The following is a 16,909-nucleotide window of genomic DNA, read 5'->3' as shown; positions in this document are numbered from 1 at the left end:
GCGGCTGATACCGCGTCAATCTGCCTGGTGGGCCTTCGACATGACTCGCCCGCTCCGAAAGCGGCTCAGCGGCCGTCGAGCCGCCCCGGTGCCCCGCGCACCAGGATCCGGCGCCCGGTCACACGGTCGGGCGCCACCACGATCCAAAGGTCGCTGTCCCCGCCGGCCCATGGCGCGCTGTACGCCTGCCCCTCCAGCTTCGCGACACCCTCGGGCTCCGTGACCGTACGGGCTCTGCCGACGGCCAGCACGCTCCACCCCTGGCTGAACGCGTCGTCGATGTGATCCACCTCGAAGGCGATCTCGGCGTCGGCGGCACTGGCCGGCAGGGCGTCGGACGACGTGCGGAAGGCGATCTCCCCTTCGGTGACGAGATAGTTGACCGGCAGGATCGCCGGGCCCTCCGTCGTGGTGACGGCGATCCGGCCCACACCGTGTGTGCCCAGCAGGGCCCAGCACTGGTCACGTCCGAGTTCCACCAGCTCGGGATGGTCGCCTGCCCGGCCGATGCCGGGCGGCAGGTCGGCGCCGCCACCGGTCAGCGTGGTGACGGTCGTCTCCAGCGCGTCCGCCAGCCGCAGCAGAAAGCCCATGCCGGGGGTGGCGGTCTTCTCCTCGAGGTACTCGATGTATCCGGGCGCGGAACCGGCCCGCAGGGCGACGTCCTCACGGGAGAGCCCGAGCTGCTGTCGTCGGGCGGCCACACGGCGGCCGATGTCGCCCTTGGGGTGCCCGGGATCGGAGGCGCCACGTCCCGTCTGCGGTTGTTCGGGCATGGTGGGCACCTTTCCCGTGTCGGTCCGCCGGCTGTGGCGACGCGGATCGCCGCGCACGTTCACGGTAGCCAGCGGGTCACGGAGGCGCACGACGACAGTGCTGCGCTGGAGGCCCGCCCAAGGCGGACCAGGGCCGGACCATGCACGGCGACTCACCGGCAGTGCTGCAGACTGGTCCCGGTAGTCGCGACGCCCGCCCTCCCAGGAGCGCCACGCGCACCGAAGTCCGGCCGGACCCGAAGACAGAAGGAGCATGCCGCGTGACCACCCACACCGCCCTCGCCCCCGCCCAGGCAAAGGCCCGGCTGCACGAACTGACCGTCGTCGACGTACGTACCCCGGGCGAGTACGCCTCCGGTCACCTGCCCGGCGCCCACAACATCCCCCTGGACCACCTCGATGCGGCGCTGCCCGCTCTGATGGCCGCAGCCGACCGGGGCGATCTCCTCGTGGTGTGTGCCTCCGGCGCCCGCTCCGCCGACGCCTGCGCGACCCTCGCGGAGAGCGGCGTGGCGGCCGCCACGCTCACCGGCGGCACGGCAGCCTGGGTCCAGCTCGGGCACGACGTGCACCGGCCGGCCGGAGCCCGAACGGCGTGGGCGATGGAGCGCCAGGTCAGGTTCGCGGCGGGGGCCCTGGTGCTGGCCGGGCTCGTCGCGGGACGGCGCCGGCCCGCGGCCCGCATGCTGTCGGCCGGTGTCGCGAGCGGCCTGGTGTTCTCCGCACTGACCGATACGTGCGGTATGGCCCGTGTGCTCGCGAAGCTGCCGCACAACCGGCCCCGCCCCGCCGATCTGGACGCGACCGTCGCCGCCCTGTCCGGCTGAGCGACGCCTGCCCGCAAGCGGGAGACTGGTCGGAGCAGAGGACACCAGGACCAGGAGAACGTGAGGCGACGCCGTGAAGGGACCCGACGGGCGATGAGACAGCGCAGTGTGGCCGACCTGATGACGCCGGACGCCGTCACCGTCCAGCGGGGAACCACGTTCAAGGAGATCGCCCGGCTCCTCGACGAGTACGACATCACGGCCGTGCCGGTGGTCGACGACGCGCACCGCCCCATTGGAGTCGTCTCGGAAGCCGACCTCCTGCGCGAGCGGACCTCTGGGGCCGGCGGCGACACCGCCGACGACCTCATGACGAGCCCGGCCGTGGTGGCGCAGCCGCGATGGAGCGCCGTCGAGGCGGCCAGGGTGATGGAGGACCGGCACATCAAGCGGCTGCCGGTGGTCGACGACCAGGGGCGGCTGATCGGCGTGATCAGCCGGAGCGACCTGCTGCAACTGTTCCTGCGCCGGGACCGCGCCATCCAGGAGGAGATCGTCGAGGACGTGCTCGTCGGCACGCTGGGCGTGTCACCGGCGTCGGTGTCCGTCGACGTCACCGACGGCAGGGTCACGCTCAGCGGGACGCTCGCGCGCAAGGGCCTGGTGCCGGTCGTGGTGCGCCTGTGCGAGAGCGTGGACGGCGTCGTCAAGGTCGTGGACCGGCTGTCCTTCGAGCAGGACGACACGGGCTGACCGCCAGGACGCCACGAGCGGGCGGCGGGACGGAGCGTCCTGACCGGGCAGTCGGCGCACCGCGTCACCCGTGCCGTCACTCTTCGGGCAGCATCATCAGGCGGGACTCGCCGGGCTCCACGGTCACCGCCCGGTCCGAGAGGCGCACTTCGATCGGTGATTCGTGGGACGCCGGTACGCCGATGTGCAGCTCGCCGGGCCGCATCCGTACCCGCACGCCCCAGTTCCCGTGGTAGCGGATGGAGAAGCCGTATTCGGACAGCTCGGGCGAGGGCACCGGGTCGAACCAGAGCGCCCCGCCGCGGGTATCCATCCCGGTGAGACCCCGTTGCACCAGGTCGAGTGTGCCGGCCATGGCGCCGAGGTGCACGCCTTCCTCGGTGGTGCCGCCCTGCAGGTCGGCGATGTCGCCCTCCAGGGCTTCCCGGCAGTACGTCCAGGCGTCCTCGCGGCGCACCCGGGCCAGCACCCAGCCGTGCACCAGTCCGCTCAGGGTCGAGCCGTGGCTGGTGCGCTTCAGGTAGTAGTCGACGGTCCGGTGCCAGGTGTCGTCGTCCAGGTCGTAGCCCAGCCGTTCGAAGAGGCCGCCGAGTTCGGTGGGCGAGAAGAGGTAGCCGAGCATGAGCACATCGGCCTGTTTCGACGCCTGGTAGCGGTTGACAGTGTCGTCCTCGGCCTCCAGTACCCGGTCGAGGCGGCGGATGTCGCCATGGCGGGCCCGCAGACCGTCCCAGTCCAGCTCGGCCAGATCGCCGTATCCGTGGAACTGGCTGATGACCCCGGCGTGGAAGGGAACGTACAGCCGTCGGGAGACGTCGTCCCAGCGCGCGAGTTCCCCGCGTTCGAGGCTGGTGCGCTCGTACAGCTCGCGGCGGCGCGGCTCGGGCAGTTCGCGCACCATCTCGAGCGCGCGGGCGAGCACCCAGGCCGCGGTGACGTTGGTGTACGCGTTGTCGTCGAGGCCCGGCTCCACGGAGTCCGGGTAGGCCTCGTGGTATTCGTCGGGTCCGACCACGCCCCGGATGCGGTAACGCTGAAGTTCCTCGTCGTACGTCGCGAAGCCGGCCCAGAAGCGCGCTATCTGCGTCAGCATCTCCGCTCCCTTGGTGTGCAGGAACTCCGCGTCGCCGCTCCCCTCGCAGTACTGCCACACGTTGTAGGCGATGGCGGAACCGACGTGGTGCTGGAGCCGTGAATGGTCGGGCAGCCAGCGGCCCGAGCGGGGGTTGAGATGCAGCTCCTGGGTCTCCTCGCGGCCGTCGCTGCCGCTCTGCCACGGATACATGGCTCCGCTGTGTCCGGCGTCGCGGGCCAGCAGTCGGGCCTGTTCCAGCCTGCGGTAGCGGTACATGAGCAGCGCCCGGGAGACCTCGGGAAAATGCAGGTTCAGATACGGCAGGACGAACAGCTCGTCCCAGAAGATGTGGCCGCGATACGCCTCGCCGTGCAGTCCGCGCGCGGGGACGCCCACGTCGAGGTCCGCGGTGTGCGGCGACAGCGTCTGCAGGACGTGGAAGAGGTGCAGTCTCAGGATGCTGCCCGCCTCGCCCGGCACGTCCAGCTCACCGCGTCGCCACAGTTGCCGCCATGCCGTCCGGTGGGACTCCAGGAGCTCCTCGAAACCCGGTGCCCGGCGGACCCGGTCGACCGCCGCGTGCAGCGGGTCGCTGATCGCGGGGTCGTGGGAGGTGTGCAGGGCCACGGTCTTGTCGACGGTGCGGGTGACGCCCGCCGACAGTGACAGTCTCAGGAGCTGCACGGAGCGCAGGGGTTCGTGTGCGGTGTGGGCGCGTTCGTCGTCCGGCCCGTCCTGCGCGACGGTACGGGCCGCCATGCCGATCCTGATGTCGGAGGTGGTGGTGCGGCAGCGCAGCCACACCGTGTCCGGCTCGCCGTCACCGGCGTTGACGTGGACGAGGTGATTGCCGTTGAGCTGCCGGTAGCGCGCCACACCGCTGTTGGTGACCGCACCGTCGAGCGCGACTTCGACTTCGATGTCTCCGGACCATCCCTCTGCGGTGAACTGGGTGCGCAGCAGGGCCAGATGCGGGTCGCCCATGTGCACCAGGCGCAGCTGACGCACCGTGAGGCCGCGTCCGTCCTCCGAGACGTACCGCAGGTTCCGCTCGAGGGTTCCGGCGCGCAGGTCCAGACTCTGGCGGTGTTCGCGCAGCGCCGGGCTGTCGGGGGTGAACCAGGGCGCGTCGCCGTCGGCGGTGTGCATACGGAAGCGCAGGGGAAGCCAGTTGGGGAGGTTGACCATGTCCTCGTTCTCGACCTGGCGGCCGGCGACGCTCGAGGTGAGGCGGTTGTAGCAGCCCGCCGCGTACGTGCCCGGGTAGTGCGTCTCGTCGGCGGTGCACTCGGGGGCGGATCCCCGCGTGGCGAAGTAGCCGTTGCCCAGCGTGCACAACGCTTCGCGCAGCCGCTCACGAGCGGGGTCGTATCCCTCGTACGTCCAGATCCACTCGTGCATCGTCAGTCCTCGAGGTGCTCGGGGTGCTCGGGGTGCTCGCCGGGGTCGTCGGGTGGGGTCTGTCCGCCGGATCCGGGTACGCCGCGCGCCCAACCGCTCGGGTGCGCGTACGCCGGGGGCCGGCGTCCGCGCGGGTCGCCGGGCGAGCGCTTCAGGGGTGGGCCGTGGGTTCAGGGCGCCGTGTACGGCCACCCGTAGCCGGGCTCGGGAGGGCTCCCCACGCCGGCGCCCATCGCTTCGAGGTCCTGGTCGGCCGTCCTCATCAGCTGCCGGGCGAGGCTGTGCATGGCACGGCTCGCGGCCAGTTCGTCGCCGATCTCGGGAACGTCCACGTCCTGCGGACTGCAGTGTGCCGTGCCGTACCCAGTGAACGTGGCCTTGCCGGTGTCCAGCACGGCGCGGGCCTTCGTCGTCCCGTCCTCCTCCGAGAGGACCAGTTCGACCTTCCACTCCCTCGTCGTTGTCATGGTGCACTCTCCCCGACCTGTCGGCGGTACTGGTTCAAGGATCCGCCCTGCCCGGCGCCTCTGCGACACGTCCGCCGGCGACGGCGCCGAACCCCTCCGGGCGGATCACCATGGAGGCAGCGGACGAAACGGAGGCATGTCCCATGACGCGCGCCATCACTGTCGGAGTGGACGGTTCGCCGGAAAGCCTGGCCGCCGCCGACTGGGCCGCCCGCGAGGCTGCACGGCGGGAGCTGCCGCTCCACCTGGTGCACGCCTGGCGCCGGCAGCCCGTCGACACGCCCCTGGAGCAGGACAGTCAGGCCCAGGTGCGTGCGGCGGAGGCGGTGCTGCGGGAGGCCGAACTGCGGGTGGCGGAGCAGTACGAGCGGGTGCCTCTGAGCGCGGAGGCGGTGCCGGACACGCCGGTGCCCGCGCTGCTGGCCGTGGCGGCACGCGCCGAGATGCTGGTGCTCGGCTCGCGCGGGCACGGCGCCCTCGTCGGTTTTCTGCTGGGCTCCTACGGCCGGCAGGTGATCGCCGCGGCGACCCGGCCGGTCGTCTCGGTCCGGGCCCGTCCAAGGGACGATCCGGACCCGGACCAGGGGCCGGTGGTGGTGGGCCAGCAGGGCAGTGCGGAGGAGAGCGACGCAGTGCTCCGGTTCGCCTTCGCGGCAGCGGCGGCCGGTGGCGAAGACCTGCTGGCCGTACGGGCGTGGAGCCCGCCGCCGGTGTTCGCCTACGAGCCGGGCACGATGCACCTCGCCGACGAGTTGGGTGGGCTGGAGCCGTTCGAGAGGAGGGCGCTGGAGCAGGCGCTCGAGCCGTGGCGGGAACGGTTCCCCCAGGTGCGGGTGACCGCCCGTGTGGAGCTCGGCAGCGCCGGCCAGGTGCTGCTGTCGGCCTCTGCCGTCGCCGGGCTGCTGGTGGTGGGCCGCCGGGTGCGCCGCTCCCCGATCGGCGGCCGTATCGGGTCCGTGGCGCACGCGGCGCTCCACCACGCGTCATGCCCGGTCGCGGTCGTCCCGCACGACTGACGGATCGGCGGGCGGCACCGAGCGTCGGGTGGTGTCCCTGACCGGACTGTTCTCCACACGGGAACCGGGGGCCGCTCGGTTGGCGGCAGCCGGACTGTGCGCGTGGATCCGCGGCGCGGGTGCGCCGGCTCTCCCCATGCCCCATGCGGGGATGCGCAGTGCGAGCAGGGCGACGTCGTCACCGCTCGGGCCGATGCGTTGCAGCAGTTCGTCGCAGAACTCCTCCACCTCCAGGTCCGCGAGGTCGGCGGCGTGACGCCGCAGCAGGGCGAGGCCCGCGTCGAGGGAGCGGGTCCGGCTTTCGACCAGACCGTCGGTGTAGAGCAGGAGGGTGGACCGGGCGGGGAGGTCCTCGCGGGCGTCCGGCCAGTCCAGGCCGAGGTGCAGGGCGGAGTTCATGCCCAGCAGCGGTCCGTGTCCTCCTTCGAGGAAGCGGGCCCGGCCGTCGGTGGTGACCAGCAGCGGCGGCGGGTGCCCGGCGTTGACCCAGTGCAGCTGCCAGGGCCCGCCCTCCGGCCCCTCCACCCGCGCGAAGACGGCGGTGGCCATGGGCGCGTCGCTGGTGTTGGTCATGGCCTCGTCCAGGCGGCGCATGATCAGGCTGGGCGGTTCCTGGCGGTCCCATGCCAGGGCGCGGAGCATATTGCGGACCTCGGCCATGTGCGCGGCGGCCTTGAGGTCGTGGCCCACGACGTCGCCGATGACCATCGTGGTGACTCCGTCGGCGAGCAGGAAGGCGTCGTACCAGTCGCCGCCGATCTCGGTGGCGCTCTCCGCGGGCTGATAACGGGCGGCCATCTGGAGGTGGTCGACCTGCGGAAGCGGCGTGAGCAGTTGCCGCTGCATGATCTCCGCCACGTGCCGCTGCTGGTCGAACAGCTGGGCGTTGTCCAGCACCAGGCCTGCGCGGCGGCCGATGTCGGCCAGGACGAGCATCTCGGCGTCCGTGAAGGGCGGATGGTCGCCGGTGCGGCCCAGGGTCAGCACGCCGAACACCGTTCGGCGGGTGCTCAGCGGCACCACGGCGCCGGAGTGCCCGCCGAGCAGGTCGAAGAGTTCGCGGTGCGCCTGGGCGAGCGGTGGTTCCGCGTCCTCTGCGAGATCCTCGGCGTCCAGCTGCCGCGCCCGGTCCCCGCGCATCACCCGCGCCAGCACGGACCCGGGCTCGGTCTCCGCGAGCGGCGGCAGCGGACCGAGCAAGGCCTGGCCTCCGCCGTGCTCCTCACTGGTCCGTACCGCGATCCGCCGCATGTCCGCCGCTTGGTCCTCGCTGCGCAGGTCGGCCACAGCCCAGTCGGCCACTTCCGGCACCAGGACGCGGACCAGCCGTTGCAACATCTGGGGGATGTCGAGGGTGGAGCTGAGCGCCGCGGAGATCTCCGCGACCATGGTCAGCCGCTCGGTGAGCCCCTCCAGAGCCAGCAGACGGGTCGCCCGCTGCTCGGCGGCCTCCTGGTGGAGGCTGAAGTCGTGGAAGGTGATCACCGCGCCCTCCACACCGCCCTGCTGCAGCAGAGGGGTCGCGGCCCAGATGATCGGGACGACGGTGCCGTCGGGGCGCAGGTAGAACTCGTCACTGCCCTCCGCCGGACGGCCGCTGTCGAGGACGGCCAGAACCGGGCACTCCTCCCGGGGAATCCGGGTGCCGTCGGCCCGGCGGTGCAGCAGATCGTGCAGATCCAGGCCGAGGGTCTCCTGTTCGGTGCGGCCGACCAACCGCTGCGCCCAGGGGTTGGACGCCACGACGCGCCCCACGGGGTCCGTGACATAAAGTCCTGCACCCATGCTGTCGAACACGGCGCGCAGGAACTCGACCTCCCGTGGCCGGTCAGCGGCATTCAACGCCCCACCATCCTCGGGCCTCCCGTTGATCCTGCCCACACCGGCGCGGGCCCGCGATCGACGGCCCTGCCGCCATGTTGCCACCGGGGTGGCCGTTGGCTGCTTCGGACGCCGTCGGCCGGACCCGCGGCCAGTGCGCGGCCCGGCGATCCGGGCACGCGTTCACGCCGCCGTGCAGTCCGCCGGTCCGCCGGGCCAGGCCGGTCCGCCGGATCGCCTGCGTCATGGTCCGCTACCGCGGGCACGGGCCCATGCTGCGTCCTTCCGGCCGACGCCGAGCGCGGCCCCGGCAGGGGGCGGGTCAGCGGCCCCCTGGGGACTCGTCGCCGACGTGGCGGTCCCCGGCGGCCACCCGGGCTTGTCTCGGTGGGTGGGGGGCACGCCGGGGGTGGTGGTCAGTAGGAGGCACGCCGGACTGTCGGTCGGTAGGAGGCACGCCGGGGGTGGCGGCACCCGGGACGGTGACGCCGCCCCCGGCCGTGCCTCAGGCCGGAACTTCCCGCACGGCCCACGTTCAGGGCGTCTCCGGCGCCTCCCGCACGGCCGACGCTTCCCGCACGGCCGCGCGAGCCGCCGTCGCGTCGGGGGCGTCGAGCGCGACCGCGGCGAGTCGGCGGCAGTCGTCGAGACTGTGCCCCGCGAGCGAGGCCCGGACGTCGCCCAGGCAGCTCGGTGCGGCGGAGAGGCTGGTGACCCCGAGTCCGACGAGGACCAGGGCGAGCAGCGGGTCGGCCGCCGCTTCACCGCACACCCCGACGGGGCGGCCGTGTCCGGCGCCCGCCTGCGCGGCCTTCCGTACCAGCTCGAGCAGCGCGGGCTGCCAGGGGTCCAGGAACTCGGCCAGACTGCCGAGGGTCCGGTCGGCGGCGAACGCGTATTGGGCAAGGTCGTTGGTGCCGACGCTGAGGAAGTCGCACGTCTGCACGAGTCTGTCCGCGCGCAGCGCCGCTGCCGGCACCTCCACCATGGCGCCGGCGGTGCGCAGCCCGTGGGCCCGCACCCGTTCGGCGAAGGCGGCTGCCTCGCTCGGCACCGAGACCATGGGCGCCATGACCCACACCTCGGCTCCGCTGTTGTCCGCCGCGGCGGCGATCGCGCCCAGCTGCGTCTCGAGCAGGCGCGGATCGCGGTCGGCCGTCCGCAGACCGCGCACGCCGAGGGCGGGATTCTGCTCGTCGGCGGCGGTGACGAACGGCAGCGGCTTGTCGGCACCGGCGTCGAGGGTGCGGACGACGACCCGGCGTCCCGCGAAGGCGGCGAACACGGCGCGGTAGGCGTCCGTCTGCTCCTCGGCGGTGGGCGCCGTGTCCCGGTCGAGGTAGAGGAACTCGGTGCGGAACAGCCCCACGCCCTCGCTGTCGGCAGCGGCGGCCGCCGGCAGTTCGTGCAGCGCTCCCAGGTTGACCAGCAGCTTGACCGCATGGCCGTCCGCCGTGCGGCCCGGCCCGCTGAACCGGGCCGCGTCGCGCCGCCGTTGTTCCTCGCGCGCGGCCGCCTGAGTGACGGCATCCGGTGCCGGGTCGGTCACGACCGTGCCGGCTGTGCCGTCGACGAGCACCGTCCGGCCGTCCGTGAGCAGCGCGGCGTCGGCGCAGCCGACGACTGCGGGGAGGCCGAGGATCTTCGCCAGGATGGCGGTGTGGCTGGTGGGACCGCCGCGCTCGGTGACGAGGGCCGACACATTCGCCGGGTCGAGGAGGGCGGTGTCGGCCGGTGCGAGGTCCTGGGCGACCAGGATGTGGGGGTGGCCCGGGTCGGGGAGACCCGGCATGGGCAGCCCGAGGACGCGCGCCACCGAGCGGTCGCGCAGGTCGTCGAGGTCGGCGACGCGTTCGGCGAAGTAGCCGCCCGCCGCTTCGAGGGAGGCGCGGAAGGCGCCGAACGCCGCGTCGAGTGCGTGGGCCGCGTCGCAACCGTCGTGGACGAGGGCTTCTGCCCGGTCCGCGAGGGCCGGGTCGGCGGCCATCATCGACTGGGCGCTGAGGACTTCGGACGCGTCGCCCTTCGTGGCGGCGGCGCGTTCGGTCAGGTCGGCGGCGACCCAGGCCAGCGCGTCGCGGGCGGCGGCTGCTTCCGCAGGCCTCTCGGCCGGTTCCACGGTCCGCGGCGGCGGCATGGCGGCGGGCGGCGCCATGCGGGCGACAGGCCCGGCGGCGCTGCCGCCGCCGATCCCGATGCCCTCCAGCACAGCGGCCTGCGCCGTCGCCGTGGGCGCGGTGGCGGCGGGGGTGCTCGTACCGGTCACCGCTGCGCCTCTGCGTCGTGGTCGGCGGCGACGAGCACGGCGAGCTCCTCGATGGCGGCCTCTGCGCCCTCGCCTTCGGCGGACAGCACCAGCGGTTCCCCGTGCTGGGCGCCGAGGGCGAGCACGGACAGCAGGCTCCGGGCGTCGACCGGGGCGCCTCCGTCACGGGCGACGGTCACCTTGACGGGCTGGCGGGCGGCCGCCTGGACGAAGACCGACGCGGGGCGGGCGTGCAGTCCGGAGCGGGAGCCGATGACGACGGTGCGCTGGGGCATGGGGTGAACTCCTGCGGGGTTACGGGGGTTGGGGGTGCGGCCGGTCGGATGCGTGTCCGGGCGCGGAGAGGCACGACGCTGGGCCCCGAGTGTGTACGGGAGGGGACAGGGCGGACGGTACGGAATGGGGATACGGCGAACGGAAGTCGGGTACGGCCCGTGCCCGCCGGCCCGGGCATTGCTACCCGGGCCGGGGGATCACGCGGCGGCCACGGGGACCTTCGGATCCGGGACCGCCGGGGTGGCGGGGGTCGTTTCCGCCGTACCCGCGGGCTTGCGGCGGCTCTTGAGGAGGATCACCAGACCTGCGGTGACGACGGTGCCGGCCGCGATGGCGAGCAGGTAGTACAGCGGCGAGCCGATCAGCGGGACGACGAAGATGCCGCCGTGCGGAGCGCGCAGGGTCGCGTCGAACGCCATCGACAGGGCGCCCGTCACGGCGCCGCCCGCCATCGCGGAGGGGATCACCCGCAGTGGGTCGGCCGCGGCGAACGGGATGGCGCCCTCGCTGATGAACGAGGCGCCGAGAACCCACGCCGCCTTGCCGTTCTCCTGCTCGGCCTTGGTGAACAGCTTCGCGCGCAGGGTCGTCGCGAGGGCCATGCCCAGCGGCGGGACCATGCCGGCCGCCATCACGGCGGCCATCACCTTGAGGCTGCCGTCGCCCGGGGCGGCGAGCCCGCCGACCGCGAAGGCGTAGGCCACCTTGTTCACCGGTCCGCCGAGGTCGAAGCACATCATGAGGCCGAGCAGGACGCCGAGCAGGACGGCGTTGCCGCCGGAGAGGCCGCTCAGCCAGTCGGTCATGGCCTTCTGGAGGGTGGCGATCGGCTTGCCGACGACGATGAACATCAGGAAGCCGACGGCCGCGGAGGAGATCAGGGGGATCACGACCACGGGCATGATGCCGCGCAGCACCGGCGGCACATGGACGCGCTGGATCGCCATCACCACCGCGCCCGCGATCAGGCCGGCGGCGAGGCCGCCGAGGAAGCCGGCGTTGATGGTCACCGCGATGGCGCCGCCGACGATGCCGGGCACCAGACCCGGCCGGTCGACCATGCCGTACGCGATGTATCCGGCGAGGATCGGGACGAGGAAGCCGAACGCGGCGCCGCCGATCTGGAACAGCAGTGCGGCCCAGCTCGCGGCCTCGGTCCACACGAAGTGCTCGGCGACCGACGGGGCGCTGTTGATCTCGTACCCGCCGATGGCGAAGGCCAGCGCGATGAGCAGTCCGCCCGCGGCGACGAACGGAACCATGTAACTGACGCCGGTCATGAGCCACTTGCGCAGGCGGGTGCCGAAGTGGTCTCCGGGTGCCCCGGCGTCCATGGGTGCCGAGGCGGCGGCCGGGGCGGCGACCTCGCCGCGCTCGGCCTTGGCCTGTACGTCGGCGATGAGTTGGGCGGGCCGGTTGATGGCGGCCTTGACGCCGACGTCGACGGTCGGCTTGCCACCGAAGCGGGCCTTCTCACGCACTTCCACGTCGTGCGCGAGGATCACACCATCGGCGGCCGCGATCACGGCCGGGTCGAGCCGGGTGAAGCCCGCGGAGCCCTGCGTCTCGACGACGACCTCCACGCCCACGGCCTCTCCGGCCTTCTGCAGCGACTCGGCGGCCATGTAGGTGTGGGCGATGCCGGTCGGGCAGGACGTGACGGCAACGATCCGGAAGGGGCGGGCGCCGCCGGCCGATTCGGCCGCAGGCTCTGCGGTTGCCGGCGCGGCGGTCGCCGCTCCCGCACCCGCCTGGGCGGGGACCTCCGCAGCCGGCGCCGACTGAGCCGGCGTCTCTTCAACCGGCGTCTCCTCAACCGGCGTCTCCTCGCCGCGGATCAGGGCCGCGACCGCCGCCGGGTCGCGCTCGGCACGGAGCGCGGTCGTGAACTCGGGGTTCATGAGGCGCCGGGCGAGGGCGGACAGGATCGTCAGATGGTCGTCGTCCGCACCGGCCGGCGCGGCTATCAGGAAGATCAGGTCGGCCGACCCGTCGGGGGCGCCGAAGTCGATGCCGCGCCCACTGCGGCCGAAGGCGAGGGTCGGGGCGGTGACATGCTCGCTGCGGCAGTGCGGAATGCCGATGCCGCCGTCGAGACCGGTCGGCATCTGGGCCTCGCGTGCGGCCACGTCGGCGAGGAAGCCGTCGAGATCGGTGACACGGCCGGCAGAGACCATCCGCTCGGCGAGGGAGCGGGCGGCGGCTTGCTTGGTCTCGGCGGACAGGTCGACGTCGACCAGTTCCGAGGTGATCAACTCACTCATCACGCGGCTCCTTGCTCGCGAACCGCCCGACGGGCGGTGGTGGGACGTGGCGGTGCACTGCCGGTCCGGGCGACGGCAGCCCGAGCGGATGGACGAACGGACGGGCGGGCGGCACGGGTGTCGCGGACGAGCACGGCCGGCCGCTCCGGTGGGCGGGGGTGGACGGTCATGGCACCGGCTCCCCCAGAACACGGTCCAAGGGCACGGAAGCGGTCGTCGTGACCGCCGCCAGGTCCAGGTCGGCCGGTGACGGCATGACGCTGCCCGGCAGCTGTACAGCCGCGGTTCCGTGGGCGACCGCGGCTGCGAGCGCGGTGGGGCCGCTGCCGCCGGCGGCGAGGAAGCCCGCGAGGGAGGCGTCCCCGGCGCCGACGTTGCTGCGGACGACGGCGGCGGGCGCGTGCCCGAACCAGATGCCGGTGGCGTCGACCAGCAACTGGCCGTCCGCCCCCAGGCTGGCCAGGACCGCCCGGGCGCCCCGATCGCGGATTTCTTCCGCTGCCTTGACGGCGTCGCCGACGGTGGCGAGCGGGCGGCCGACGGCTTCGGCGAGCTCCTCCGCGTTGGGCTTGACCACGTCGGGCTGCTCCCGCAGTGCGGCGGTCAGGGCCGCCCCCGAGGTGTCGAGGGCGACGCGGGCGCCGACGCCGTGGATACGGGCCACCAGCTCGGCGTACCACTCGGGGCGCAGGCCACGCGGCAGGCTGCCGCAGCAGGCGATCCAGTCGATCTCGGCCGACCACGTCCGTACGGTCTCCAGCAGGGCCTCGGCCTCTGCGGGGGCGATGTCGGGTCCTGCCGCGTTCACCTTGGTCAGGGTGCCGTCGGGCTCGACGAGCGTGATGTTGACGCGGGTGGAGCCGGCGATGGGGACTCCGGCTGCCTCGATGCCGTGGTCGCCGAGCAGCCTGGCCAGCAGTGCTCCTTCCGGACCGCCGAGTGGCACGACGGCGACGGTGCGGTGGCCGGCGGCGGCGACCGCACGTGAGACGTTGACGCCCTTGCCGCCGGGGTCGACCCGGTCGTTGGCGGCGCGCAGCACCGCTCCCCGGTGCAGGGACGGCAGTTCGTAGGTGCGGTCCAGGCTCGGGTTCGGGGTGATGGTGAGGATCATGCGCGCACGACCTCCGTCCCCTGCCGCTCGATCGTGCGGGCGTCGTCCGGGCTGAGCCCGGTGTCGGTGATCAGCAGGTCCACGTCCGCGAGGTCTCCGAATCGTGCGAAGTGCTGCTGTCCGAACTTGGCGGAGTCGGCCAGCAGAACGACCCTGCGGGCGGCTTGCATGGCGGCCCGCTTGACCGCGGCCTCGGCCAGATCGGGGGTGGTCAGGCCGCCCTCGGCGGAGAACCCGTTGGTGGCGACGAAGGCGACGTCGGCCTTGATCTCGCTGTACGCGCGCAGCGCCCAGGCGTCGACGGCGGCACGGGTACGGTGCCGCACCCGGCCGCCGACCAGATGGAGGGCGATGCCCGGGTGGTCCGCGAGCCGGGCCGCGACGGGCAGGGCGTGGGTGACTACCGTGAGCGGCGATTCCACGGGAAGGCCGGCGGCGAGCCTCGCCGAGGTCGTGCCGGCGTCCAGGATCACGCTGCCGTCGGCGGGAAGCTCGGCGAGCGCGGCGCGCGCGATGCGCTCCTTCTCGTCGGCGGCAACCGCGTCGCGCTCGGCGAGGTCGGGCTCGAAGTCGAGATGGCCGACCGGGATGGCGCCGCCGTGGACACGCCGCACCAGCCCTGCACGGTCGAGGACCTTGAGGTCGCGCCGCACGGTTTCCGCGGTGACCTGGAACTCCTCGGCGAGGGACAGCACATCCACCCGACCGCTCTCGCGGGCCAGGCGCATGATCTCCTGCTGGCGCTCCGCTGCGAACATGTGGTTTTACATCCGTTTCAATGACCGAGCCTGTTGTTTTCTTGGATGCTACGCCCGGCACACAGGGATGTAAACAGATCCGGGCATGCAACCGGACAGAAAACATGCCTCGGATCGACGCGGGGGATCTCCGGTCGCACCCGTATGGGATCTTGGTGCCCATGACGACGCCCCCGGACGGCCTGCCCGCCTACCGAGTCCTGACCGGTCCCGACGACGCGGCGTTCTGCCAACGGGTGACGGACGTGCTCGCTCTCGGATACCAGCTGCACGGCGGGCCGGCTCTCACCTTCGACGGGGAGCGCGTCGTCGTCGCACAGGCTGTGCTGTGGCCACGGCCGCAGGCCAAGGACCCTGCGGCTCCCGTAGCCGGCACCGGCGGCGAGGACTGAAGCCGTCAGGGCCCCGAACGCGGGTTCAGCGCCGCCGAACGCCGTGCTCGTCGAGCCGTCCGACGGCCAGACCACGCGCCCGGCACTCCGCGACCACTCCCGGCAGCGCCCCCAGAGCGGATCGCCATGATCCGGCCGCGCTCACGACATCCGAGTCGTGCAGCAGCACCGTCGCCCCTCCGCGCAGCGTCTTCATCACCTCGGCGCGCACACTCTCCGGGGTGGCCGAAGCCTTCCAGTCCCGCCCCCATGCCGTCCACAGCACCGGGCGCAGACCGGTGGCGCGGGCCGCGGCCCAGCGTCCGCCGGTGAGGATTCCGTAGGCGGGCCGGTACCAGAGCGGGCGCGTGCCGGAGATCTCCGTGACGAGGGCGGCCGTCGCGGCCAGCTCAGTTGCGTCCCGCAGCGGCCGGGGACACCACGGCCTTTCGTGGTGCCAGCCGTGGACGGCCAGTTCATGGCCTTCGGCAACGATCCGACGGCCCAGGTCGGGGCACTTCGCGAGCCGGCTCCCCAGCACGAAGAACGTTGCCCCTACGCGGAGTTCGTCCAATGCCCGCAGGAAGTGCGGGGTGCTGCGGGGGTCGGGGCCGTCGTCGAAGGTGAGGGCCACCCTGTCGGAGTCGCCCCGTCCGTCGAGCCCCGGGCTGAGCGCGCCGCGCACACCGGGCAGCCAGGTCGCGGCGGGGCCGATGTGTGCTCCGGCCACCACGAGCGCCGCGCCCAGCACGGCGATCGCGCGCGGCGCGCCGTCCTCGGCAGTCGTCACCACTTCTCCGCTCCACCCTCTCCGCCCTCCGTCACGAGCGGCGATCGGGCCAGTTGCAGACATCCCCAGAACAGCAGGCCGAGCGCGAACACTTCGAACACGGCCCGGATGCCCAGCTGTACGTGCTCCTCGAACAGCACCACTCCGAGGACCACGCTCAGCAGCGCGTCCCCCAGCGTGAGAGCGGGCTGCGAAGCCGCCAGCGAACCCGCCCGCAGCGCCACCTGCAGCAGCACGAAGCTCCCCAGCCCGAGAACCACCGCCGCGTACGGCTGCCACGTCGACAGCAGCGCACCGACACCGTCCGGCAGCCGGCCCAGCGCGTCCTTCATCAGCGCGGCCGTGAGGGCGAACCCGATCGCCGTCGCCGTGCCCACTACCGCTGCGCGCGGCGCGGACGGCAGCCGTACCGACACGGCTATCAGCAGACCGACCGTGGCGGCGACACAGACCCCGGTCCACAACCACTCGGCAGCGGGCGCCGTACTGCGACCACCGGTCGGGGCAGCCAGCGCCAGGAAGCCGGCCAGACCGACCGCCATGGCGGCGAACGCCAGCTGGGTCCGGCGGTCCGGACGCCGCCGGAACACGACGCCTCCGAGGACGAGGGTGAACAGCAGCTCGGAGCTCATCACCGGCTGCACCACGGCGAGCGGCCCCGTCGCCAACGCCAGGGCCTGGCAGATCCCGGAGAGCCCGAGCAGCGCCGCGCCCCACATCCATACGCGTTGACGCAGCAGCGCGCCCACCGCGGACGACCGCGCCTGCGGGCGCCCCGGACCGATGTCCGCCGCCGCCCGCCTCTGCAGTACGGACGCCCCCGCGTTGCCGATCGCCGCGAGCAGCGCCAGGCAGATGGACAGAGCCATCATCGGGGCACGTCCTGCCTGTGTGTTCGCCGCACGGTGCGCCCGCCCCTGTCCGTACGGGACGGCGCGGGTGGGCGCAGCGCAACGGACATGCGGACCTCCGAGTTGTCGCGGACCGAGCAGCT

The 16,909-nt window shown here is 73.1% G+C and carries 15 protein-coding genes; 4 read left to right on the top strand and 11 right to left on the bottom strand.

Annotated elements, in window-relative coordinates:
• Positions 1 to 65: 65 nt before the first annotated feature.
• A complete protein-coding gene (locus ACIQ7Q_RS11130) occupies positions 66 to 776 on the bottom strand; it encodes a helix-turn-helix domain-containing protein (RefSeq protein ID WP_403858902.1) in 711 nt (236 codons plus the stop codon).
• Positions 777 to 1,036: 260 nt separating this feature from the next.
• Between ACIQ7Q_RS11130 and ACIQ7Q_RS11125 the strand changes: the two genes are divergently transcribed.
• Positions 1,037 to 1,603, top strand: a complete 567-nt coding sequence (locus tag ACIQ7Q_RS11125; protein WP_403858900.1) for a rhodanese-like domain-containing protein — start codon at positions 1,037 to 1,039, stop codon at positions 1,601 to 1,603.
• Positions 1,604 to 1,696: 93 nt separating this feature from the next.
• Positions 1,697 to 2,296, top strand: a complete 600-nt coding sequence (locus tag ACIQ7Q_RS11120) for a CBS domain-containing protein (RefSeq protein WP_403858898.1) — start codon at positions 1,697 to 1,699, stop codon at positions 2,294 to 2,296.
• 76 nt (positions 2,297 to 2,372) lie between these two features.
• Here the strand turns inward: ACIQ7Q_RS11120 and ACIQ7Q_RS11115 are convergent, their stop codons facing one another.
• Together ACIQ7Q_RS11115 and ACIQ7Q_RS11110 are read right to left on the bottom strand one after the other, a co-directional pair.
• Positions 2,373 to 4,772, bottom strand: coding sequence for a glycoside hydrolase family 65 protein (locus tag ACIQ7Q_RS11115; protein ID WP_403858896.1), 2,400 nt, complete (start codon positions 4,770 to 4,772; stop codon positions 2,373 to 2,375).
• A 170-nt stretch (positions 4,773 to 4,942) separates the two neighbouring features.
• Positions 4,943 to 5,239 carry a DUF1876 domain-containing protein gene (locus ACIQ7Q_RS11110; RefSeq protein ID WP_403858894.1) on the bottom strand — a complete coding sequence of 99 codons (297 nt, stop codon included), beginning with the start codon at positions 5,237 to 5,239 and terminating at the stop codon, positions 4,943 to 4,945.
• 143 nt (positions 5,240 to 5,382) lie between these two features.
• Here ACIQ7Q_RS11110 and ACIQ7Q_RS11105 point away from each other — a divergent pair, with 143 nt between their 5' ends.
• Entirely contained in the window at positions 5,383 to 6,255 is an 873-nt protein-coding gene (locus ACIQ7Q_RS11105) for a universal stress protein (RefSeq protein WP_403858892.1), read from the top strand.
• On the opposite strand, the gene ACIQ7Q_RS11100 is transcribed toward ACIQ7Q_RS11105, so the two are convergent.
• From ACIQ7Q_RS11100 to ACIQ7Q_RS11075, 6 genes are all read right to left on the bottom strand, one after another.
• Positions 6,223 to 8,097: a SpoIIE family protein phosphatase gene (locus tag ACIQ7Q_RS11100; protein WP_403858890.1), complete on the bottom strand. Its 1,875-nt coding sequence runs from the start codon at positions 8,095 to 8,097 to the stop codon at positions 6,223 to 6,225. The two genes, ACIQ7Q_RS11105 and ACIQ7Q_RS11100, sit on opposite strands and share 33 nt — an antisense overlap.
• A gap of 514 nt (positions 8,098 to 8,611) precedes the next feature.
• On the bottom strand, positions 8,612 to 10,342 hold the full coding sequence (gene ptsP, locus ACIQ7Q_RS11095) for a phosphoenolpyruvate--protein phosphotransferase (protein ID WP_403858888.1): 1,731 nt from the start codon (positions 10,340 to 10,342) through the stop codon (positions 8,612 to 8,614).
• On the bottom strand, positions 10,339 to 10,617 hold the full coding sequence (locus tag ACIQ7Q_RS11090; RefSeq protein ID WP_403858886.1) for an HPr family phosphocarrier protein: 279 nt from the start codon (positions 10,615 to 10,617) through the stop codon (positions 10,339 to 10,341). The genes ptsP and ACIQ7Q_RS11090 overlap by 4 nt, the downstream gene beginning before the upstream one ends.
• A 198-nt stretch (positions 10,618 to 10,815) precedes the next feature.
• Positions 10,816 to 12,882, bottom strand: a complete 2,067-nt coding sequence (locus ACIQ7Q_RS11085; RefSeq protein WP_403858884.1) for a fructose-specific PTS transporter subunit EIIC — start codon at positions 12,880 to 12,882, stop codon at positions 10,816 to 10,818.
• Positions 12,883 to 13,048: 166 nt separating this feature from the next.
• Complete coding sequence (pfkB, locus tag ACIQ7Q_RS11080; protein ID WP_403858882.1) at positions 13,049 to 13,996, bottom strand: 1-phosphofructokinase; 948 nt, start codon at positions 13,994 to 13,996, stop codon at positions 13,049 to 13,051.
• Positions 13,993 to 14,754 carry a DeoR/GlpR family DNA-binding transcription regulator gene (locus ACIQ7Q_RS11075; RefSeq protein ID WP_403858880.1) on the bottom strand — a complete coding sequence of 254 codons (762 nt, stop codon included), beginning with the start codon at positions 14,752 to 14,754 and terminating at the stop codon, positions 13,993 to 13,995. Before ACIQ7Q_RS11075 ends, pfkB begins: the two co-directional genes overlap by 4 nt.
• 161 nt (positions 14,755 to 14,915) lie before the next feature.
• Here ACIQ7Q_RS11075 and ACIQ7Q_RS11070 point away from each other — a divergent pair, with 161 nt between their 5' ends.
• Positions 14,916 to 15,146, top strand: a complete 231-nt coding sequence (locus ACIQ7Q_RS11070; RefSeq protein ID WP_403858878.1) for a DUF1737 domain-containing protein — start codon at positions 14,916 to 14,918, stop codon at positions 15,144 to 15,146.
• Between the two features lie 25 nt (positions 15,147 to 15,171).
• Here the strand turns inward: ACIQ7Q_RS11070 and ACIQ7Q_RS11065 are convergent, their stop codons facing one another.
• A complete protein-coding gene (locus ACIQ7Q_RS11065; protein WP_403858876.1) occupies positions 15,172 to 15,918 on the bottom strand; it encodes a polysaccharide deacetylase family protein in 747 nt (248 codons plus the stop codon).
• Positions 15,912 to 16,787, bottom strand: a complete 876-nt coding sequence (locus ACIQ7Q_RS11060) for a DMT family transporter (protein ID WP_403858874.1) — start codon at positions 16,785 to 16,787, stop codon at positions 15,912 to 15,914. Before ACIQ7Q_RS11060 ends, ACIQ7Q_RS11065 begins: the two co-directional genes overlap by 7 nt.
• Positions 16,788 to 16,909: the final 122 nt, after the last annotated feature.

Origin of the sequence: Streptomyces sp. NPDC096176, assembly GCF_044763255.1 — a bacterium.
Taxonomy (GTDB): Bacteria; Actinomycetota; Actinomycetes; order Streptomycetales; family Streptomycetaceae; genus Streptomyces.
This window is presented reverse-complemented; position numbering and strand designations above follow the sequence as displayed.

Bases quoted from the DNA above. Each gene is read 5' to 3' on its own strand.
- ACIQ7Q_RS11130 (WP_403858902.1), bottom strand. From the start codon at position 776: ATGCCCGAACAACCGCAGACGGGACGTGGCGCCTCCGATCCCGGGCAC.
- ACIQ7Q_RS11120 (WP_403858898.1), top strand. From the start codon at position 1,697: ATGAGACAGCGCAGTGTGGCCGACCTGATGACGCCGGACGCCGTCACC.
- ACIQ7Q_RS11115 (WP_403858896.1), bottom strand. From the start codon at position 4,772: ATGCACGAGTGGATCTGGACGTACGAGGGATACGACCCCGCTCGTGAG.
- ACIQ7Q_RS11110 (WP_403858894.1), bottom strand. From the start codon at position 5,239: ATGACAACGACGAGGGAGTGGAAGGTCGAACTGGTCCTCTCGGAGGAG.
- ACIQ7Q_RS11105 (WP_403858892.1), top strand. From the start codon at position 5,383: ATGACGCGCGCCATCACTGTCGGAGTGGACGGTTCGCCGGAAAGCCTG.
- ACIQ7Q_RS11090 (WP_403858886.1), bottom strand. From the start codon at position 10,617: ATGCCCCAGCGCACCGTCGTCATCGGCTCCCGCTCCGGACTGCACGCC.
- ACIQ7Q_RS11085 (WP_403858884.1), bottom strand. From the start codon at position 12,882: ATGAGTGAGTTGATCACCTCGGAACTGGTCGACGTCGACCTGTCCGCC.
- pfkB (WP_403858882.1), bottom strand. From the start codon at position 13,996: ATGATCCTCACCATCACCCCGAACCCGAGCCTGGACCGCACCTACGAA.
- ACIQ7Q_RS11075 (WP_403858880.1), bottom strand. From the start codon at position 14,754: ATGTTCGCAGCGGAGCGCCAGCAGGAGATCATGCGCCTGGCCCGCGAG.
- ACIQ7Q_RS11070 (WP_403858878.1), top strand. From the start codon at position 14,916: ATGACGACGCCCCCGGACGGCCTGCCCGCCTACCGAGTCCTGACCGGT.
- ACIQ7Q_RS11060 (WP_403858874.1), bottom strand. From the start codon at position 16,787: ATGATGGCTCTGTCCATCTGCCTGGCGCTGCTCGCGGCGATCGGCAAC.